At 72.1% G+C, this 20,869-nt stretch carries 15 protein-coding genes and 1 pseudogene; 6 read left to right on the top strand and 10 right to left on the bottom strand.

Going from position 1 to position 20,869, the window contains the following annotated elements; translation table 11 throughout:
• Positions 1-655, bottom strand: a pseudogene (locus ACWEJ6_RS50220) (pyruvate dehydrogenase (acetyl-transferring), homodimeric type); the annotation flags it as partial.
• An 18-nt stretch (positions 656-673) separates the two neighbouring features.
• Between ACWEJ6_RS50220 and ACWEJ6_RS50225 the strand changes: the two are divergent.
• A complete protein-coding gene (locus ACWEJ6_RS50225; RefSeq protein ID WP_387665356.1) occupies positions 674-1,312 on the top strand; it encodes a GntR family transcriptional regulator in 639 nt (212 codons plus the stop codon).
• A 34-nt stretch (positions 1,313-1,346) separates the two neighbouring features.
• Here the strand turns inward: ACWEJ6_RS50225 and ACWEJ6_RS50230 are convergent, their stop codons facing one another.
• From ACWEJ6_RS50230 to ACWEJ6_RS50260, 7 genes are all read right to left on the bottom strand, one after another.
• Complete coding sequence (locus ACWEJ6_RS50230; RefSeq protein WP_452432611.1) at positions 1,347-2,729, bottom strand: DHA2 family efflux MFS transporter permease subunit; 1,383 nt, start codon at positions 2,727-2,729, stop codon at positions 1,347-1,349.
• 1 nt (position 2,730) lies between these two features.
• Positions 2,731-4,356 carry an AMP-binding protein gene (locus ACWEJ6_RS50235; RefSeq protein WP_452432613.1) on the bottom strand — a complete coding sequence of 542 codons (1,626 nt, stop codon included), beginning with the start codon at positions 4,354-4,356 and terminating at the stop codon, positions 2,731-2,733.
• Between the two features lie 37 nt (positions 4,357-4,393).
• Positions 4,394-5,233, bottom strand: coding sequence for a family 3 encapsulin nanocompartment shell protein (locus tag ACWEJ6_RS50240; RefSeq protein ID WP_452432615.1), 840 nt, complete (start codon positions 5,231-5,233; stop codon positions 4,394-4,396).
• A gap of 9 nt (positions 5,234-5,242) precedes the next feature.
• Positions 5,243-5,965 (bottom strand): sulfotransferase-like domain-containing protein, encoded by a 723-nt coding sequence (locus ACWEJ6_RS50245; protein WP_452432616.1) that lies wholly within the window; start codon positions 5,963-5,965, stop codon positions 5,243-5,245.
• Positions 5,962-6,945 (bottom strand): aldo/keto reductase, encoded by a 984-nt coding sequence (locus ACWEJ6_RS50250; RefSeq protein ID WP_449925292.1) that lies wholly within the window; start codon positions 6,943-6,945, stop codon positions 5,962-5,964. The genes ACWEJ6_RS50245 and ACWEJ6_RS50250 overlap by 4 nt, the downstream gene beginning before the upstream one ends.
• A 16-nt stretch (positions 6,946-6,961) precedes the next feature.
• Complete coding sequence (locus ACWEJ6_RS50255) at positions 6,962-10,000, bottom strand: non-ribosomal peptide synthetase (protein WP_452432617.1); 3,039 nt, start codon at positions 9,998-10,000, stop codon at positions 6,962-6,964.
• Between the two features lie 70 nt (positions 10,001-10,070).
• Positions 10,071-11,177 (bottom strand): NAD(P)/FAD-dependent oxidoreductase, encoded by a 1,107-nt coding sequence (locus ACWEJ6_RS50260; RefSeq protein ID WP_452432618.1) that lies wholly within the window; start codon positions 11,175-11,177, stop codon positions 10,071-10,073.
• 542 nt (positions 11,178-11,719) lie between these two features.
• Here ACWEJ6_RS50260 and ACWEJ6_RS50265 point away from each other — a divergent pair.
• From ACWEJ6_RS50265 to ACWEJ6_RS50285, 5 genes are all read left to right on the top strand, one after another.
• A complete protein-coding gene (locus ACWEJ6_RS50265) occupies positions 11,720-12,022 on the top strand; it encodes a 4a-hydroxytetrahydrobiopterin dehydratase (RefSeq protein WP_358298325.1) in 303 nt (100 codons plus the stop codon).
• A 110-nt stretch (positions 12,023-12,132) separates the two neighbouring features.
• Complete coding sequence (locus ACWEJ6_RS50270; protein WP_452432620.1) at positions 12,133-13,860, top strand: MFS transporter; 1,728 nt, start codon at positions 12,133-12,135, stop codon at positions 13,858-13,860.
• Between the two features lie 69 nt (positions 13,861-13,929).
• The gene (locus ACWEJ6_RS50275) at positions 13,930-14,553 is read left to right on the top strand and encodes a TetR/AcrR family transcriptional regulator (RefSeq protein ID WP_387665377.1); all 624 of its coding nucleotides are present in this window, start codon (positions 13,930-13,932) and stop codon (positions 14,551-14,553) included.
• Positions 14,553-16,289 (top strand): ABC transporter ATP-binding protein, encoded by a 1,737-nt coding sequence (locus ACWEJ6_RS50280; RefSeq protein WP_397166553.1) that lies wholly within the window; start codon positions 14,553-14,555, stop codon positions 16,287-16,289. Before ACWEJ6_RS50275 ends, ACWEJ6_RS50280 begins: the two co-directional genes overlap by 1 nt.
• On the top strand, positions 16,286-18,238 hold the full coding sequence (locus ACWEJ6_RS50285; protein ID WP_452432622.1) for an ABC transporter ATP-binding protein: 1,953 nt from the start codon (positions 16,286-16,288) through the stop codon (positions 18,236-18,238). Before ACWEJ6_RS50280 ends, ACWEJ6_RS50285 begins: the two co-directional genes overlap by 4 nt.
• Positions 18,239-18,401: 163 nt before the next feature.
• On the opposite strand, the gene ACWEJ6_RS50290 is transcribed toward ACWEJ6_RS50285, so the two are convergent.
• Positions 18,402-18,965, bottom strand: coding sequence for a dihydrofolate reductase family protein (locus ACWEJ6_RS50290; RefSeq protein ID WP_358298316.1), 564 nt, complete (start codon positions 18,963-18,965; stop codon positions 18,402-18,404).
• 92 nt (positions 18,966-19,057) lie between these two features.
• Positions 19,058-20,458 carry an APC family permease gene (locus tag ACWEJ6_RS50295; RefSeq protein ID WP_387665386.1) on the bottom strand — a complete coding sequence of 467 codons (1,401 nt, stop codon included), beginning with the start codon at positions 20,456-20,458 and terminating at the stop codon, positions 19,058-19,060.
• Between the last annotated feature and the right edge of the window lie 411 nt (positions 20,459-20,869).

The following is a 20,869-nucleotide window of genomic DNA, read 5'->3' on the forward strand; positions in this document are numbered from 1 at the left end:
GCGTCAGCGCCGCGGTGGACTCCGGCTCGTCCATCTCGCCGTCACCCAGGAAGGCCCAGACATGACTGTGCGAGGTGTCCTTGATGCCGCGGTTGTGCAGGTAGCGGTTGAAGCGTGCCTGGTAGACCGCGTTGAGCGGGCCGATGCCCATCGACACGGTCGGGAACTGCCAGAAGCCCGACATCGCCCTCGGGTGCGGGTACGACGGCAGCCCGCCCTGCGTCTCGCGCCGGAACAGGTCGAGCTGCTCCTCGCTCAGGCGCCCTTCGAGGAAGGCCCGCGCGTAGATGCCGGGGGAGGCGTGCCCCTGGAAGAAGACCTGGTCGTCCGTGCCGTGGAAGAAGTGGTTGAAGCCGACCTCGTACAGCCAGGCGGCCGAGGCGTAGGTGGCCAGGTGGCCCCCGAGGCCGAGCTTGCTGCCCCGGCTGACCATGACGGCGGCGTTCCACCGGTCGTAGGCCGCGACGCGTTCTTCGAGCTCCAGGTCGCCGGGGTAGGCGGGCTCCTCGGCGGTGGGCACCGTGTTGAGATAGCGCGTGCTCGTGGCGAGCCTGCGCAGCAGGTAATCGGCCCGATCGGGACCGGCCGCCCGCCGGACCGCCTCAAGCGATTCGAGCCATTCGGCGGTCTCCTGTGGATCCAGGTCTTTCTCCATGCTTCCATTAAACACCATATGATCGATCATCCGATGAAAGGATTATCTGTGGAGCCCGTGGTGCGGCCGCCGTTGCGCGAGGAGATCAGGAAAGTGCTGCTCGACGGCCTGATCAGCGGCCGCTGGGAGCCCGGCGAGCGCATCGTCGAGCGCCGCCTGGCCGCCGAGCTCCAGGTCAGCCAGGCCCCCGTACGCGAGGCGCTGCGCGAGCTGGAGGCGCTCCGGCTGGTCGAGTCGGCGCCCAACCGCGGCGCCCGCGTGCGCGGCTTCACCCTCGACGACCTGCGGGAGGTCTACCAGGTCCGGGCCGGGCTGGAGGAGACCGCCACCCGCCTCGGCCGGCCGCCGGTGGCCGCGCTGCGCGCCCACGTGGCCCGCCTGCACGCCGCCGCGGCCGCCGGCTCCCTCGACGACCAGGTCCGCCACGGCGTCGCCTTCCACCGGGAGATCGTCGCGGCGTCCGGCAACGCGCTGCTGGCGTCGGTGTGGGAGTCGCTCGGCGTCGAGGTCTGGACGCACGTGTCGATCCGGCTGTTCCGGATGCGGCCGCACGAGAACGCGGCCGACCACGAACCCCTGGTGGAGGCGTTCGAGCGGGACGACCCGCGGGCCGGCCGCCTGCTGCACGACCACGTCCTGGCCTACGCCCCCGACTGACCCGACGGGCCCGTCCCTTGAAGCCGTGCGCCGGTCAGGCGCGTTGCGCGGCGGGCTCGGCCCGCGGGGCGCGCAGGCCGGCGGCGGCGACGGCGACCAGCGCGCACAGGCCGAGCATCGTCAGCCACACCCCCTGGTACGCCCCGATCGCCCCGAGCCGGTCGCCCGACAGCACCAGCACCAGCGCCGAGACGCCGATGACGGCCCCGACGGCCCGCGAGGTCACCGACAGGGCGGTGCCGGTGGCCAGCCGCGCGGGCGGGATCTCGGCCACCGCCGCGCCGCTCAGCGACGTGATCAGCACGGCCACCGCGACCCCCGACAGCACCACCGCGGGCAGCACCACCGTCAGGTACGCCGGGGCGTCCCCCGTCGCGAACGCCAGGTACGCCGTGGACAGGGCCAGCAGCGCCACCCCGCACAGGGCGAGCAGGCGATGGCCGGTCCTGGCGGCCAGCCGCCCGGCGAGCGGCGCGGTCAGCACCTGGGCGAGCGCCCCCGGCGTGACGGCGAGCCCCGCGGCGGCCACGGAGTACCCCCAGATCCCGGTCAGGAACAGGATGTTGGCCAGCGGCAGCGCGAACATCACCAGCCCGACCAGGAACATCGCGAGGTTGGCCCGCTGCGTGCCGCGCGCCCGCAACGCGCCCAGGTCCACGATCGGCGCGGGATGCGTGCGCGCCCGCCGGACGAACAGCACGGCCACGACGACGCCCGCGACCAGCGCCGCGATCGTGCCGGGGCTGCCCGGCCCCCACGCGTCGCTCTGCACGATCGCCAGCGAGGGCAGCCCGATGGCCCCCACCAGCAGCAGCAGCCCGGCGATGTCCGGCAGCCGGGACGTGGCCGTCTCACCCGCCCGCTTGGGCACGATCCGCCAGGCGCCCGCCAGCACGGCCACCCCGACCGGCAGGTGCAGGAAGAACACCGTCCGCCAGTCCCAGACGCCGACCAGCATGCCGCCCAGCGACGGCCCCGACGCCGTCGCCACCGACTGCGCCGCGCTCCACAGCCCGATCGCCGTGCCCCGGCGCTCCGGCGGGTAGTACGGCAGGATCAGCGCGAGCGTCAGCGGCGTGATCACCCCGCCGCCCACGCCCTGCACGACCCGGGCGGCGATCAGCGCGCCGGCCGACGGCGCGACCGCGCACAGGGCGGCGCCGACCACGAACACCGCGAGGCCGGTCAGGAACACCCGCCGCGCGCCGAACCGGTCGGCCAGGCCGCCGGCCGGCAGCAGCGCCGCGGTGAACACGATCGCGTAGCCGTTGAACACCCACGACAGCTCCGGCAGGCTGCTGCGCGGGAAGCTGAGCAGGATGTCGGGGAAGGCGATGTTCGCGAGCTGCACGTCGATCGCGCCGAGGAAGGCGCTCCCGCACAGGACGGCGAGCGGGAGCGCCCGTGAACCGGCCACCTCAGTCCGACGCCGCGCCGAACCGCTCCCGCAGCTCGACCTTGCGGATCTTGCCGGTGACGGTCCGCGGCATCTCCTCGACGATCTCCAGGCGCTCGGGCCAGAACCAGTCGTTCACGCCGGCCTCCTTGAGGTAGGCGCGCAACTCCTCCAGCGTGGGCGGCTCGCCCGACGGCGTGACGACGGCGCACACCTGCTCGACCAGCGCCGGGTCCGGGATGCCGATGAGGGCGATGTCACGGATCGCCGGATGCCGCCCGAGCAGCGCCTCGATGTCGCTGACCGGCAGCTTGAGGCACATGTTGGCGATGATGACGTCCTTGGTCCTGCCGGAGATGCGCACGCCGCCGTAGCCGTCGTCGCGGGCCAGGTCGCCGGTGTCGAACCAGCCGTCCGGGGTGATCGACTTGGCGTAGATCTCGTCGCGCAGGTAGTAGCCGAGGCACTGGGCCGCGCCGCGGACCTGGAGCGCGCCGATCTCGCCCTTCTCGACCGGCTTGTTCTCCTCGTCGACGATGCGCACCTCCATGCCGGAGATGACCGTGCCGTCGCTCTCGCCGGCCCGCTCGGGCGGGTCCTCGGGCCTGGTCATGGTGACGCCGCCGTTCTCGGTCATGCCCCACAGCGCGTACACGCGCACGCCCAGCGTCTCGGTGACCCGTTCCACCAGGTGCGGCGGGACGGGGGCCGAGCCGGAGACGAAGACGCTCAGGCTGGGCAGCTCGCGCGGCCGGGCCGCCTGCTCCTCGCTGATCTCCCGGGCGAACGGCGGCGAGCCGTAGTACATGGTGACGTCGTGGTCGGACATCAGGTCGAGGTAGACGCCCGGATCCCAGGCGTCGGCCGTGACCGCGGTGCCGCCCAGCGTCAGCGCCGTCAGGTACGCCATCACCAGGCCGACGTAGTGCATCGACGTCTGGGCCGTCATGATGACCAGGCTCGGGTCCAGCCCGAACGCCTCCGCGTAGCCCTTGATGTCGGCGTACAGGGTGTTCTGGCTGTGCAGGGCGCCCTTGGGCTCGCCGGTCGTGCCCGAGGTGAACAGGATGAGGAACGGGTCGTCGGGGCCCAGCTCGCGGCCCTCGATGTCGGCCGGGTCGCCCGGTTCCGGGTTGAGCAGGAGCTCGTCGAAGTCGAGCGAGCCGGGCGGGCCGTCGCCGCCGACGACGATCACGTGCTCCAGGCTCGGGATCTCCCTGGCCAGGGTCATCCCCGTCTCCGCCGTGTCCAGGTGGCCGATCCGGCTCGTGGTGACGAACAGCTTCGCCTCTGTCAGCCGGATCATGAAGTCCAGCTCGCGGTGCCGGTAGATGGGCATCTGCGGGGCGATGCGCGCGCCGACCTTCATGCACGCCAGCGCGAGGGGCAGCGTCTCCCTGCGGTTGGGCAGCTGGATGGCGACGAAGTCGCCCGGCCGCACGCCCAGCCGGACCAGGCCGTGCGCGATGCGGTCGGTCATCGCGCCCAGCTCGGCGTAGGTGACGACGTCGGTGACACCGTCGGCGACGCGCCGGCTGATCAGTGCTGCCTTGTCGGGAGACGCACCGATGTTGCGGCGTAAGTCGTCCAGAAAGGTCTCGTCGCGCCACCAACCATTGCGCCGGTATTCCTGGCTCGTGTCCGACACGGTCACCGCCTTTCGTCGTTCTCGTTCTACTCGATTGCTATGAAGTGGGAAATACGGTGCTTTCCCCGGCTGGGGTGACCAGGTAGAACAACCCCGGCAGATGCACCGCGACGCCCTCGTACACCTCCGCGCAGACGGCCACGCCCGGCCGGGCGAACGTGCCGGGCGGCGGCTCGGCCACCCGGATCACCGAGCGGCCCGCGTCCAGCAGTCTGGCCGCCACGGAGATGTCGCCGACCAGGGCGTCACCGGGGGCGACCCACCGGTTGCGGCTGACCTTCATGCCGTTGCCCTCGGCCAGCTCGGCCAGCAGCCCGCCCCGGCCGATCAGCCGGTGGTAGTAGTCGCGCGGGTTGACGATCATCGCGTGCGGCGTCGCGCCCGACTGCTCGACCTCGTCGCAGGCCGACAGCACGCCGTGGACGTAGTCGTCGTACGGCAGGCGGGCGATCTCCGGATGGCCGAGCAGGGCGGTGGTCAGGGCCAGGTTCTCGGCCGTGGCCAGCCGGACCAGCAGGCGGTAGTCGAGGAAGGTGGCCAGGGCGTCCGGGTCGGCGGCCAGGCCGTCGGGGATCTGCACCCACGCCCGGATCGGATGCACCTTGGCCTCCGACATGCCGAACCTGAAGGCCGCCTCGCGGCGCACGTCCGAGTCGCGCACCGACCGCCGCTCCTCCTCGCCGGGCGGCGACTCCGTCCAGAACCGGGCCGTGTCGCCCTCGACGGGAACGACCTTGAGCAGGTTGCGCACGGTCAGGCGGGGCCGGTCCTTGGTCGGCTCGTGCGCCTCGGTGATGGTGTAGTCGAAGGTCACTTCCGCGTGGCCGGGGTCCTCGGCGTAGGCCCGCGCGAACAGCCGGCCCGGTGACTCTGACATGGATGCTCCCTATTCGTCCTGGACGAGGCGCTGGTAGAAGGGGAGGTGGTGGTCGTAGAAGGCCCGCAGGGCCGGATGGTTGTCCACGGTCGCGGCGTAGACGTTGCCGCGGTCCTCGAACCCGGCGCTGCCGCTCGCGTCCAGGTGCCAGCGGCGGGTCCGCCCCCACTCCGGGCGGTCGCCGGCGGCCCAGCTGAGCGAGCCGGGCAGGAAGGGCAGGCCGGTGTAGGCGCAGAACTCCTCGACGACCGCCGCCGGCTCGCGGATCAGCCGTTCGGTGCGGATCACCAGCGGCCGCCGGCCGGTCGCCTCCCGGACCAGCTCGTGCAGCAGGAACAGCCGCTCGTAGCCGATCTCGTCGCAGGTCACCGCCGGTTTGATCGCGTAGTGCGAGGCGATGGTCGGCCGCGGGTCGCGCACGATGAACGTGTGGACGATCCCCGCCAGGTCTTCCGGATGCTTGAACAGGTGCGGGTACTCGTAGTCGAGCACCTCCTTGACGAACACCGGCCGCGACCGTGCCAGCTCGGCCAGCCGGACCAGCAGGTCCTTCTCCGAGCGGGCCGTCACCTCGCCGCCGTCCGGCGCGGGCAGCGTCAGCGAGCCCTCCTCGGTCAGCGCCAGGAACGGCTCGTGCAGGACGGCCACGTCGCCCCGCTCGATCATCATGCGCAGGAACGCCGTCGAGGCCGAGCGCGAGTGCGCCCACATGGCGACCAGCGGCCCGCTCACCCCGACCACCAGGCCGGCACCCGGTCCCAGCGGTGCCGCCGCAGCTCGCTCAGCAGGTCAGGATCGAGCGGACGCCCGTCGGAGACGCCGAGGTTGGCCCGCACGTGCGCCGGCCTGCGCATCCCCGGGATCACCGTGCTGACCGCCGGGTGGTGCAGCACGAACCGCAGCGCGACCTCCGGCAGCGAGAGCCCCTCCGGGAGCGCCGCCTTGAGCCGTTCGGCCCGCTCGACGCTCGGCCCCAGGTTCTCCGGCCCGAAGTAGGTGCTGCGCCAGTCCTCCTCCGGCCACGTGCTGTCCGCGGTCAGGGTGCCCGTGAGGGTGCCCTCGTCGAACGGCACCCGGGCGATGATGCCCACACCATCGCGCAGCGCCCGGTCGAACAGCTCGTCCTCGGGCGCCTGGTCGAAGATGTTGTAGATCACCTGGATGACGTCGATCAGGCCGGTGTCGAGCGCGGCGAGGCAGTTGGCCGGCTCCCACCGGTTGACGCTGATGCCGACCGCGTCGATCAGGCCCTCGCTCTTGAGGTCCCTGATCGCCTCCTGCCACCGCTCGTCCCGGGCCCAGCGGTCCTCCCAGGTGTGGAACTGCATGAGGTCGATGCGCGAGACGCCCAGGTTGTCCAGGCTGCGGTGGGTGTACTCGCGGATGTGCTCGGCGGGGTAGGCGTCGTCGAGGGTGTCGTCCGGTTTCGGGGGCCATTCGCGGTTCTTCGGCGGGATCTTCGTGGCCACGTACAGCCGGTGGCCGGAGTGGCGGCGCAGCAGCGCGCCGAGCAGCTGCTCGCTGACGCCGCGGCCGTAGACCCAGGCGGTGTCGAAGAAGGTGCAGCCCAGTTCGACGGCCTCGTCGAGGCACCGGGGGGCGACGTCGTAGTCCCAGCCGGTGAAGCCGCCGGGGCCGCCGCCGATGCCCCACATGCCGTAGCCGACCTCGCTGACCTCCCAGCCGAGGTTTCCCATCTTGCGGTAGCGCATTCCTGACCTTTCCTGATCAACCGGTGGGCACCCGCTGCCCGGCCGTGCCCGCCAGCCGGGCGTGGTAGGCGGCGATCGGGCCGTCGAGGGTGCCCTCGCCGAGCCGCCATCGCTGTTCGAGCCTGTGGCACTCGTCCTTGCGGAACAGCGCGGGGTTGTCGGTGAGCAGCCCGCCGAACGCCCGGCGCAGCTCCTCCTCGTCCGCCGCGGCGGGCAGCAGGGAGGCGAGCGTGATCAGCTCGCGGTCCCCGCTCGCCCGGCCGGTCTCGCGCACGAGCCGCGCGAAGTCGCCGCACGGGATCGGCGTGACCGGCACGCCCGCCCGCGCCGGCACGTCGTCGATGCGGACGCTCTCGGCGCGGAAGACGTGCAGCGTACGGCCCCAGACCTCGGGATCGGCCACGGCCGCCCCGACCCGCGCGGCGACGTAGTCGACCGGGGTGTAGTCGGTGCGCGTGGCGACGTCCGGACGCACGCCGAGCCGCACGAACGCCGACAGCAGCAGGTGGGTGAAGGCGACCGGGTTCGGATAGCCGTTGTCGGCGCTCGGCATGATCTCGCCCAGCCGCAGCACGGTCACCAGCGCGCCCCGGCGCCGGGCCTCGGCCAGGTAGCGCTCGGCGATCCACTTCGACCGGCTGTACCCGCCGCCCGGCGGCCTGGCCAGCGCCGGGTCGCAGTCCTCCGGGACGCGCTCGCCCCTGTGGAGCGCCTCCGTCTGCAGCGCGCCCAGCGTCGAGACGTAGTGCAGCGGCACCGGGTGGTGGGCCATCGCCAGCCGCACCAGCTCGATCGTGCCGCGCACGTTGGCCTGACGGTGGGCGCGGTAGTCGAACAGGAAGTTCACCATCGCGCCGTTGTGCAGCACCAGGTCGCAGGCTCGGGCCAGATGCTCCCAGGTGGAGCCGTCCAGCCCGAGGCCGGGTAAGGACAGGTCGCCCGCGTAGCCCTCCAGCCGGTCGGCGAAGCGCGGCTCCCACAACCCCCGCTCGGCGAGCGCCGCGACGACCCGGGCCGTGGCCGCCTCGTCGTCGGCCGCCCGCGCCAGGCAGCACACCCGCAGCCCGCCGCGGCTCAGCAGCTCGTGCACCAGGCGGCTGCCGACGAACCCGGTGCCCCCGGTGACCAGCACCGTGCGCAGCCGCTCCGGCCTGGACGCCCGCCGGATGGGCTCCCCGTCGGGCACCACGGAGTCGCGCGCCATCAGCACCGACTCCTCCTCGATGGCCTCGTGGTCCTGCCGCCGCCGCTCGATCAGCCGGGCCAGCGCGCCGGCCGTCGGGTGGTCGTACAGGTCCTTGACGTCCACGCGCACGCCGGTCTCGGCGGTGATCATGTGGACCACGGACAGGGCCTGGATGGAGTCGCCGCCCGACTCGGCGAAGTGCGTCTCGGGGGTCAGGCCCGGCCAGCCCAGCGCCGAGCGCATCGCCCGCAGCACCTGGTCGCCCAGGCACGCGGTCGGCGCGCTCTCGGCCAGCAGCGCGGTGTCCTCGGCCAGCCGCCCGTCGAGGATCTCCTGGAGCCGGCCGCGGTCCACCTTGCCGTTGTCGTGCAGCGGCATCTCGGCCAGCGGGAAGAAGTAGCGGGGGACGCTGGTCCGCGGCAGCGTGCGGCGCAGCTCGGCGGCCAGCGCGGCCTCGGTCAGGCCCCTGCCGGAGGCGAACAGCGCCAGCGCCTTGACGCCCGCCTGCTCGGCCACCAGCACCTCGGCCTGCAGCACGCCGGGGCAGCGCTGCGCCGCCGCGGCGATCTCGCCCAGCTCGATGCGCACACCGTGGATCTTGACCTGGAAGTCCTTGCGGCCGGCGAAGAACAGGCGGCCGTCGTCGTCCAGGTGGCCGAGGTCGCCCGTGAGGTAGAGGCGCTCGCCCGGGATCTCGCCGGGGAACGGGTTGCCGACGAACGCCCTGGCCGTCGCGGCCGGGTCGCCCAGGTAGCCCACGCCCAGGCAGGCGCCGCCGATCGCGATCTCGCCGGTCGTGCCGGGCGGGACCGGGCGCAGCTCGTCGTCCACCACGACCGCGTAGCAGTTGTCGATCGGGCGGCCCAGCGGGACCGCGTCGCCGTCGGCCGCCGACACCCGGTGGAAGACCATCCCGATCGACGCCTCGGTGGGGCCGTAGCCGTTGGTCAGGTCGAGGCCGGGCAGCAGGGCCATCAGGCGGTGCACCGCGCGCGGGCTGACCGCCTCGCTGCCGACGACGAGCCGGCGCAGGGACGACAGCGCGCGCAGGGCGGCGGCGTCGCCGTCCACGATGGCGACCAGGGCGTTGAAGACGCTGGAGACGAAGTCGGCGGTGGTGATGCCGTACCGGGCGATCAGGTCGATGGTGTGCCGGAGGTTGAGGAAGTCGCCCTGCACGGGCAGCACCGTGCGCCCGCCCGTGGTCAGCGGCCAGAACAGCTGCCACAGCGCGGAGTCGGAGGTGTGCCTGCTGTTCTGCAGCACGACGTCGTCGCCGGTCGCGGCGAAGTAGCGGGTCATGAAGCGCAGCCGGTTGGCCAGGCCGCCGTGCCGGTTCATCGCGCACTTGGGGGTGCCGGTGGTGCCGGAGGTGAAGTAGCCGTACGCCAGGTCGTCCGGGCCCAGCTCGACCGCCGGGCGCTCGGCGGTCGGGACGATCGTGTCGATCCCGACGATCACCGCCCGATCGGCCGCGCCCGGCGGCAGCGGCTCGCCGCCCGCGCACAGGATCGGCCCGTCCGGCAGCACGTCCAGCGTGTCGCGCACGCGCTCGACCGGCCACGACGGGTCGAGCGGCACGAACGCCGCGCCCAGCTTCATCAGCGCCAGGTACGCGACCGGCAGCTCCAGCGAGTTGACCAGCAGGGCGGCGACCACGTCGCCCTTGCCCACGCCGTGCCCGGCCAGCGTCGCCGCCAGGCCGTTGACCAGGTCGTCCAGTTGCCTGTAGGTGAGGGTCCTGCCGTCGTAGGTGACCGCCGGCCGCTCCGGGCACCGGTCGGTCTGCTCCTCGATCAACGCCGGGACGGGACGGAACGGGCCGAAGTCGACCGCCCGGCCGGTGAAGCCGCGGGTGTTGCCGGTCATCTCCACCTCTCTGTCAGGAATGTACGAACGGCGACCGGCCCCTTTGCCTCACACGCCCCCGTCGCCTTCCTCATAGGCGTTCCAAGTCGTTCCGGAGCCGGCCCGGCGCGTACGCCGGTTCGGCGGCCCCGTCCGTCGCCGCGGCGGCGGCGATCCGGCCCGCCTCGGGCGACGTCTGCACCCCGTAGCCGCCCAGGGCGGCCAGCCAGACGAACCCCGGCGCGCCGGGCTCCGGCCCGATCACCGGCGTCCCGTCGGCCACCTCGCTGCGCAGCCCCGCCCAGGCGTGCCGGACGCTGCGGATCTCCAGCGTCGTGGCCTCCTGGACGCGCCGCACGCCGACGGCGACGTCCAGGTCGTCGGGGCGGGCGTCGCAGGGCGGGACGGGCGTGGCGTCGGCGGGGGAGACCAGCAGCCGCCCGGACTCGGGCTTGACGTAGAACGTGTCCGCCACGTCGGTGACCATCGGCCAGGACCGGGCGTCCGTCCCCTCGGGCAGGTCCACCAGGAACGCGGTCCTGCGCAGCGGGCGCAGGCCCACCGGCCGCACCCCGGCCAGCCCGGCGACCTCGTCGGCCCACGCCCCGGCCGCGTTGACCAGGATCGGCGCGGCGTGCTCGCCCGCGTCGGTGACCGCCCGCCAGACGCCGCCCGTGCGCGACAGCGCCCGGACCCGGGCGGAGGTGACCACCTGGCCGCCGCGCGCCCTGATGCCGCGCAGGAAGCCCTGGTGGAGGGCGTCCACGTCGATGTCCATCGCGCCGGGCTTGAGCATCGCCCTGCTGAACCGGCCAGGACGCAGGATCGGGCAGTGCTCCGAAGCCTCGGCGGGGTCGATCTCCACCGCCGGCGTCGGGGCCCGCCGCCCTTCGGCCAGCACCTCGTCGAACAGCTTCTCGCCGCCGTGCGGGCACAGCGCGAGCACGCCGCGCGGGCTCAGCAGCGGGACGTCGGCGAAACCCGGTGGAGGCGCGGCGAGGAAGTCCCTGCTCGCCGCCGTGAGAGCCCGGACGGCGCCGTTGCCGAAGTACTCCGAGAAGAGCGCCGCCGACCGTCCGGTCGAGTGGTGGCCGGTGACCTGCTCGGCTTCGAGCAGGGTCACGGTGCCTGACCTGGCGAGGAAGAACCCCGCACAGGCGCCCGCGACGCCGCCCCCGACAATGAGAAAATCTCTCACGTCCGTAAACTGATCACATTTCACCGTGTTTCGGCAAACAGTTTGTACGTCATGACAGAAATGACTTGCCCGAAATGCGTAGTAAGTCAGGTCGTAAATGCTGTAATTCAAGCATTTATATAAACGATCTTGTGATTACCGGCCTGTCAGGGGCTCGGCGGCGGTGGCTGGCGTTCCGGCGGCGTCAACCCCTATGTCAGAAACGGCGCAGGCGTGCGCTCCGAGTGTCAGATCCGGTCGCTGAGCGCGCGCGGCAGACGTCCGAAACCCGGCGCCGCCAGGCGCGGCGGGACGGCGGCCATCGGCCGCATCAGGGGCTCGCTCTGCGTGAGCGTCCGCGGGCCCGACCCGCGAGCAGGTTCGCGGCGACCGCCGAGGCGCGGGCCTCCAGCACGACGACCTCACGGCCGTCCGTCACCGGCACTCGCATGCCACGTCTCCTCTACGGATCGTAGTACTACACGCTATAGAGGAAATGGCGGGTGTGAAGCGGCCCATCGGTGGTAGCCGAGCGTCGGGAAGCCGACGACTTGGGGGGCAACATGGCCGAGCGCCTGACCGACGAGGACATCGACACCGCCCTGGCGGCGCTGGAGGGCTGGCGGCGGGACGGCGACGCCCTGGTCAAGGACGTGCCGATCACGCCCGACAGCTACGGCTGGCTGAGCGAGGCGGTGCACAACGAGGGCGCCACGCTGGGGCACCAGGCCGAGATCGAGCGTACGGCGGAGGGCATCCGCTTCCGGCTCTCGACGGGCGAGGCCGGCGGGGTCACCGAGCGCGACGTCGAGCTCGCCGCCCACATCGACCAGGTCCTCGACGGCGGCGCCCGCGACCGCGGCTGACCTGCCCTCTCGGCGCAGGGCCCCTTCCGTGACCAGGCCGATGTGCAGGGCGCACAGGTTGTGCAGGGGGCACATCCTGTGTAGGGTGCATTCGGACAATAGGGGGATTAATGGTGCATTCCGCGCCCAGCCCGCGCTCCGGCGGCGGGATCGTCAGCGTGCTCGCGGTCGCCGGCATCGTCGGCTCGCTCATGCAGACGCTGGTGGTGCCGCTCATCGGCCGGCTGCCGCTGCTGCTGCACGCGAGCGCCGCCGACACGTCATGGGTGATCACCGTGACGCTGCTGGTCGGCGCGGTCGCCACCCCCGTCATCGGCAAGCTCGGCGACCTCTACGGCAAGCGCACCATGATGCTCGTCTGCTCGGTGCCGCTCGTCGCCGGGTCGGTGGTGTGCGCGCTGTCCGGCTCCCTGATCCCCATGATCGCCGGACGCGGTCTCCAGGGGCTGGGCGTCGGCATGATCCCGCTCGGCGTCAGCGCGCTGCGCGACCTGCTGCCGCCCCAGCGGGTCGGCCCGGCCATCGCGCTGATGAGCTCGTCCATGGGCATCGGCGGCGCGCTCGGGCTGCCGATCTCGGCCGCGGTCGCCGAGTACGCCGACTGGCGGGTGCTGTTCTGGGGCTCGGCCGCGCTGAGCGTGCTGGTCGGGGTGCTGATCTGGCTGCTGGTCCCGGCCACGCCCGCCGCCGCCGTCCGGAGCCGGCTCGACCTGGTCGGCGCGTTCGGCCTGGGCGCGGCGCTGGTCTGCCTGCTGCTCGGCGTGTCGAAGGGCGGCGACTGGGGCTGGTCGAGCGGCGCCACCCTCGGGCTGCTCGGGGGCGCGGTGCTGCTCGCCCTGCTGTGGGGGCTGTGGGAGCTGCGCGTCCGCGACCCCCTCGTGGACCTGCGCACCACCGCCCGCCCCCAGGTGCTGCTCACCAACGTGGCCTCGATCCTCGTCGGCTTCGCCATGTACGCCCAGTCGCTGGTCCTCATGCAGATCCTGCAGCTGCCCGCGGCGCTCGGCTACGGCCTGGGCCAGTCGATGCTGGCCGCCGGGCTCTGGATGGCGCCGTCCGGGCTGATGATGATGGCGGTCTCCTCGCTCGGCGCCCGGCTGTCGGCCGCCCGCGGGCCCAAGACCAGCCTGTTCGTCGGCGCGCTGGTCATCGCGGCCGGCTACGGCACCGCGCTCGGCCTGATGGGCTGGAGCTGGGGCCTGATGATCGCCGGTTGCGTCGGCAGCGCCGGGGTCGGCCTGGCGTACGGCGCGATGCCCGCCCTCATCATGGGCGCGGTCCCGAGGAGCGAGACCGCCTCCGCCAACAGCTTCAACACCCTGATGCGCTCCATCGGCACCTCGGTCTGCGCCGCCGTGATCGGCGTCGTCCTGGCCCAGCTCACCGTGACGGTCGGCGGCCACACGCTGCCCTCGGAGACCGGCTTCCGCACCGCCCTGCTGATCGGCTGCGGCGTCGCGGTGGTCGCCGCGCTGGTCACCCTCACACTGCCGAAGACCAGGATCGCCGACGCCCCGGCCCCTGTCGCCGCCGCGACCCCCGCCGCGCCCCCCGCCGCGACCCCCGCCCCGGCCCCGGTGGCCGGGCCCGCCCCGGCCGCCGCGGACGTCCTCGGCCCCTGGGAGGACGCGTTCCGCACGCACGACCCGGCCCCCGAGGGCCGCCACCACCCGCGACCGGTCCAGCCGGCGGAAACGGGCGTGCTCTCCCTGGAGGAGCGGGACGAGCTGCTCTGGCTGCGCCGCGAGAACGCCGAACTGCGCCGTGAGCTGGACGTGCTCATGCGGGGCGCCGGCGTGTGGCTCAAGAACCTGGCCGACGACAAGCCGGCGGGCTGACCTGCCCATCCACATGTCCGGCAAATAATGATTTGAACGAGCGAGTACTCACTCATTACGCTCGTCCGCATGACCAAGAGGCGACGGGTGCCCGCGATGGCGCCCGAAGACCGCCGTGCCGCCCTCATCGAGGCCACCGTCCCCCTGCTGCGCGCGCACGGCACCGCCGTCAGCACCCGCCAGATCGCCGAGGCCGCGGGCGTGGCCGAGGGCACGATCTTTGGCGTCTTCCCCGACAAGGCCACGCTGCTGCGCGCGGCCCTGATGAGCGCCTTCGACCCCCGTCCGGCCGAGGAAGCGCTCGCCGCCATCGGCGCCACCGCCGGGCTGCGCGCCCGGCTGCGTGAGGTGGCGGCGCTGCTGCGGGCCGGCATGAAGGCCAACGTCAACATCTTCACCGTGCCCCGCGAGCTCATGGCCGAGGACGCCGAGTTCCGCGAGCACATGCTGGACAGCCGCGCCCGCATCACCGCCGCGATCGCCGCCCTCGTCGAGCCCGACCGCGACCATCTGCGCCGCTCGCCCATGGCCACGGCGCAACTGCTGCTCATGCTCGTCTCGGTGAGCGTCCACCGCGGTTTCGGCCTGTCCGACGACTTCGGCGACATGGACGACGAGGAGCTCGTCTCCGTCCTGCTCGACGGGCTGCTGCTGCCCTCCTACCGCACCCCCATCACAGAAAGCGTCCGTTGATGCTGCTGCGCCTGCTGCGGGTCCAGCTCAGGCCGTACGGGAAGGAGATCACCCTCGTGGTCCTCTTCCAGTTCGTGCAGACACTGGCCACGCTCTATCTCCCCACACTCAACGCCGACATCATCGACCACGGCGTCATCACCGGCGACACCGGTTACATCATGCGCGTCGGGCTGGTGATGCTCGGCGTGACGCTCGTCCAGATCGTCTGCTCGATCGTGGCCGTCTACTACGGCGCCAGGACGTCGATGGCCCTGGGCCGCGACCTGCGCGCCGCGATCTTCCACCGCGTGCAGGGCTTCTCGGCGCAGGAGGTGAACAGGTTCGGGGCGCCGTCGCTGATCACCCGGACCACCAACGACGTGCAGCAGGTGCAGCTGCTCGTGCTGATGACGTTCACGATGATGGTGGCCGCGCCGATCATGTGCGTCGGCGGCATCGTGCTGGCGCTGCGCCAGGACACCGCGCTGTCGTCGCTGCTGCTCGTCGTGCTGCCGGTGATGATCGTCATCGTCGGACTGGTCGTCTGGCGGATGCGGCCGCTGTTCCGCACCATGCAGGAGCGCATCGACCGGATCAACCAGGTGCTGCGCGAGCAGATCACCGGCATCCGGGTCATCCGGGCGTTCGTCCGCGACCGGCACGAGCGCGAGCGCTTCGGCGTGGCCAACGACCGGCTCACCGACGTCTCGCTGCGGGTCGGCCGGCTGATGGCGCTGATGTTCCCCTCGGTCATGCTGGTCGTGAACGTCTCCAGCGTCGCCGTCATCTGGTTCGGCGGCCACCGCATCGCCGACGGCGCCATGCAGGTCGGCGCGCTGACCGCGGTCATCTCCTATCTGATGCAGATCCTGATGTCGGTGATGATGGCCATGTTCATGTTCATGATGATCCCGCGCGCCGAGGTCTGCGCCGAGCGCATCGAGGACGTGCTCGGCACCGACCCGACCGTTCACCCGCCCGCGAACCCCGTCACGCCCGACGGCCACCGGGGCGAGCTGGAGCTGCGGTCGGTCGACTTCCGCTACCCGGGCGCCGAGGACCCGGTGTTGTGCGGGGTGAGCTTCGCCGCGCGGCCGGGCCGGACCACCGCGATCATCGGCAGCACCGGCAGCGGCAAGACCACGCTGCTCAACCTCGTCCCGCGGCTGTTCGACGCGACCGCCGGCGACGTGCTGGTGGACGGCGTCAACGTCCGCGACCTCGACCCGGCGGCGCTGTCCCGCGCGGTCGGCCTGGTCCCGCAGTCGCCCTACCTGTTCTCCGGCACCGTGGCCTCCAACCTGCGCTACGGCCGGCCCGGCGCCACCGACGAGGAGCTGTGGCGGGCCCTGGAGATCGCCCAGGCCCGCGAGTTCGTCGAGGCGATGCCCGGCGGCCTGGACGAGCCGATCTCCCAGGGCGGCACGAACGTCTCCGGCGGCCAGCGCCAGCGCCTGGCCATCGCCAGGACCCTCGTGCACCGGCCCGGGATCTACCTGTTCGACGACTCCTTCTCCGCCCTCGACTACGCCACCGACGCCCGCCTGCGGGCCGCCCTGGCCGAGGAGATCGCCGACGCCACGATCGTCATCGTCGCCCAGCGGGTGAACACCATCCGCGACGCCGACCTCATCCTCGTGCTCGACGAGGGGCGGGTGGTGGGCAGCGGCGACCACGCCGAGCTCATGGAGACCTGCCCGACCTACCGCGAGATCGTGCTGTCCCAGCTCACCGAACAGGAGGCCGCGGCATGACCGCCCAGGCTCCCGCGCGCCGCCCGCAGCCCGCCTTCGGGCCGGGCAGGATGATGGCCGGCCCGGCCGAGAAGGCGCTCGACTTCGGCGGCACGCTGCGCAAGCTGCTGCGCCTGCTGCGGCCCGAACGCGCGATGCTCGGCGTCGTGCTGGCGCTCGGCACGGCCAGCGTCGCGCTCGCCGTCACCGGGCCCAAGATCCTCGGCCACGCCACCGACCTGATCTTCTCCGGCATCATCGGCGCCCGGCTGACCCCCGGGCTCACCAAGGAGCAGGCCGTGGCGGGCCTGCGCGCCAAGGGCGAGGACAACTTCGCCGACATGGTCGCCTCGATGAACGTCGTGCCCGGCCAGGGCATCGACTTCACCGCACTGGCCCACGTCCTGGGCTGGGTGCTGGCCATCTACGTGGTGGCGGCGCTGCTCGGCATCGCGCAGTTCCGGCTCACGACGACCATCGTCCAGCGGGCGGCGTCCCGGCTGCGCGAGCGGATCGAGGCCAAGCTGGGGCGGCTGCCGCTCAGCTACTTCGACGGCCAGCCGCGCGGCGAGATCCTCAGCCGCGCCACCAACGACACCGACAACATCGCCCAGACCCTCCAGCAGACCATGAGCCAGCTCATCTCCTCGGTGCTGACCGTCGTGGGCGTGCTGGTGGTGATGTTCTGGATCTCGCCGGTCCTGGCGCTCATCGCCCTGGTCACGGTGCCCGTGTCGGTCTACGTCACCACCGTCGTCGGCAAGCGGTCGCAGCCGCAGTTCGTCAAGCAGTGGTCGTCCACCGGCAAGCTCAACGGCCACATCGAGGAGATGTACGGCGGCCACACCCTGGTCAAGATCTTCGGCCGCCAGCAGGAGGCCGTCGCCACCTTCGAGGAGCACAACCAGGCCCTGTACGCCTCCAGCTTCCGCGCCCAGTTCATCTCCGGCCTCATCCAGCCGGCGATGATGTTCATCGGCAACGTCAACTACGTGCTGGTCGCCGTCGTGGGCGGGTTCAAGGTGGCCTCGGGCGCGATCTCGCTGGGCGACGTGCAGGCGTTCATCCAGTACTCCCGGCAGTTCAGCCAGCCGCTGACCCAGGTGGCCGGCATGGCGAACCTCGTCCAGTCGGGCGTCGCCTCGGCCGAGCGGGTCTTCGAGCTGCTGGAGGCCCCCGAGCAGTCGGCCGAGCCGGCCGAGCCCGCCCGTCCCGCCGAGCTGCGGGGGCGCGTGGCGTTCGAGAACGTCTCCTTCCGCTACGCCCCCGACCGGCCGCTGATCGAGAACCTGTCGCTGACCGTGGAGCCCGGCCAGACCGTGGCCATCGTCGGCCCCACGGGAGCGGGCAAGACGACCCTGGTCAACCTCATCATGCGGTTCTACGAGGTGACCGGCGGCCGCATCACCCTCGACGGCGTCGACACGGCCGAGATGTCCAGGGAGGAGCTGCGCGCCGACATCGGCATGGTGCTCCAGGACACCTGGCTGTTCGGCGGCACGATCGCCGAGAACATCGGCTACGGGGCCGAGGGCGCCACCCGCGAGCGCATCGAGGCCGCCGCCCGCGCCGCTCACGTCGACCGCATCGCCCACACGCTGCCCGACGGCTACGACACGGTGATCGACGAGGAGGGCGCCACGGTCAGCGCGGGTGAGAAGCAGCTCATCACGATCGCCCGCGCGTTCCTGTCCGAGCCGGCGATCCTCATCCTGGACGAGGCCACCAGCTCGGTCGACACCCGTACCGAGGTGCTCATCCAGCGGGCGATGAGCTCGCTGCGCGAGGGCCGGACCAGCTTCGTGATCGCCCACCGCCTGTCCACGATCCGCGACGCCAGCCTCATTCTGGTCATGGAGGAGGGCCGAATCGTCGAGCAGGGCACCCACGAGGCCCTCCTGGCGGCGGACGGCGCCTACGCCCGCCTCTACTCCGCCCAGTTCGCCCAGGCCGCCGTCGAGATGGACTGACCGCCATTCTCCCGGGCCTTCGCTTTCACGTCATTGACGGCCGGACTATCTCCTGGTCAGCGACGTTCTGACCAAAAGCGAAGTGCCCGGGAGGCCATTCCCGGGCACGTGCTCTCTTTCGCCTTCCGCGGTTCACGGCCCGCCACGGTGAAGGGCGGACCTCTCAGGACCGTTCCGGCTCGTAGTGCAGGCCCACCACGCCGCAGTCGAACGCGCGCGCGCCGGCCAGGCGCAGCCGGTGGTAACCCTCGCCCGCCGGGAACAGCGGCAGCCCGGCCCCGATCGCGACCGGGTTGACGAACAGGTGCAGCTCGTCGATCAGCCCCCGCGAGATCAGCTGCCGGCCGATCGAGGCGCCGCCGGCCACCATCACGTCGCCGCCGGGCTTCGCCTTCAGCTCCTCGACGGTCTCGGCCGGGTCGCCGCCCGCCACGACGGCGTTCTTCCAGGGCGACTCGGTGAGGCTGCGGGAGATGACGACCTTCGGAGTGTTGATCATCTTGTCGATGCCCTCCTCGGTCTCGCCCGCCGGCCGCGACTCCCAGGCCGGGATGAAGCCCTCGGCCAGCTTGCGGCCCAGCACGATGGTGTCGACCGGCTCCCAGAGCGCCGCGACGTGGGCGTTGATGTCGTCGGTCCAGGGGAACGTGACCCAGTCCATCTCGCCGGCGGGGCCGCCCACGAAGCCGTCCGTGGTGATCTGGAGCTGCAGCTTGACCTTGCGCATCTGATATGTCCCTTCCGGTTCCGCTCTGTGTGGTTCCCAGCGTGCCGGAGCCTGCTTACGGTCTGCTTCCGCCGGACTTAAGGTCGCCGGTCTCATGGTCGCCGGGCGGCCCGGCGCCTGGCCGACGACCAGGACGCCGCCCACAGGATCACGCCGATCACCAGCAGGATCCCGGCGATCTCGTACTGGCCCGCCGGACGCCCGGAGGACCACGGCAGCACCAGGTAGAGGCAGGTTACCGTGCCCACCACGGGGAGCACGCGGCCCGCGTTGAAGTGCTCGGCGCCGGTGACGTCCCGGCGCAGGACGAGGACCGCCACGTTGACCGCCGCGAAGACGGCCAGCAGCAGCAGCGAGGTCGTGCCGCCCAGCAGCGCCACGACGGGGCTGTCGGGGACCAGCGAGACGAACGTGATGAGGCCGATGGCGATCACCGTGGTGAACAGGATCGCCGCGTGCGGCGTGCGCCGGGTGGCGTGGACCGCCGACAGGAACGGCGGCAGCACGCCCTGCTTGCTCATGCCGTACAGCAGCCGGCTGGCCATCAGCATGTTGATCAGCGCCGAGTTGGCGACGGCGAACATCGAGATGAACGGCAGCAGCGAGGCGATCGGCACGCCGGGAGCCGCCGTCTGCACCACCGTGACCAGCGGCGTCTCGCTGGCGGCGAGCTGACCGACCGGGACGACGGCGACCGCGCAGATCGACACGAGCACGTAGATCACCCCGGTGATGCCGATGCCGGCGAACATCATGCGCGGGAAGATCCGGGTCGGGTTCTTGGTCTCCTCGGCCATGTTGACGGAGTCCTCGAACCCGACCATGGCGAAGAAGGCCAGCGACGTCGCGGCGCTGACGGCCAGGAACACGCCCTTGTCGGCGGGCGTCTCGAAGGCGACGACGCGGGAGAAGTCGGCGTGGCCGCCGGAGATGAAGTACCCGCTGAGCACGATGACCATCAGCAGCCCCGACAGCTCCACCGCGGTGAGCACGACGTTGAGCTTGACGCTCTCGCCGACGCCGCGCAGGTTGACGGCCAGGATCAGCAGCATGAACCCCACGGCGATCAGCAGGATGACGCCGTTGCCCGCGTCGAGGCCGAACCCGGTGGCGAGGTTGGCGGCGAAGGCCCGCGAGGCCGCCGACGCCGACGTGATGCCCGAGCACATCACCGCGAAGCACACCAGGAACGTCAGCGCGTGCTTGCCGAACGCCTTGTGCACGTAGAGGGCGGCGCCCGCGGCCTCCGGATACTTGGTCACCAGCTCCAGGTAGGAGCAGGCGGTGATCAGCGCGACGACGAAGGCGATCGTGAAGGGCAGCCAGGCCGCGCCGCCCACCTCGCCGGCGACCTGGCCGGTCAGGGCGTAGATGCCGGTGCCGAGGATGTCGCCGACGATGAACAGCAGCAACAGGCCGGGGCCCATCACCCGCTTCAGGCTGGGCTGGCCGCTGCCGGCCTCGGGCGGGCTGGGGGGACTGATCTGAGCCATGGGGGTGGTCCTTCTCGTCCGTGAGGATGACGGCTACGTCAGGTGCGCGGGCGACGGCGAGCCCCGGCCGGTCGCCGCGCGCCGCCGCGACCACGTGATCTCGACCGTCATCCTGACACTGTACGATCCCGGCTTGTCATCCGTGAACAGGCCGTCACGCTGAGCATCCGCCCCGGTACAGGGGAACCGGGGCGGGGGTAAGGGTTGCAAGTCGGGAGCAATCCCTGCGCAAGGGGCGGGTCCTAACGTCGGGGCGTGTCCAGACGACTGGTTCTCGGCGGCGCCGTCCTCGCGGCGACCGCCACGCTGACGCTCGGCCTTCCCGCCACGCCCTGCGCGGCGACCGCGCCCGCCACCAGCAGCGGCAGCACGGCCCTGCTCCGCGTGGCCAGCGTGTACAGCACGAGCGGC

This window comes from Nonomuraea sp. NPDC004702 (assembly GCF_053601695.1).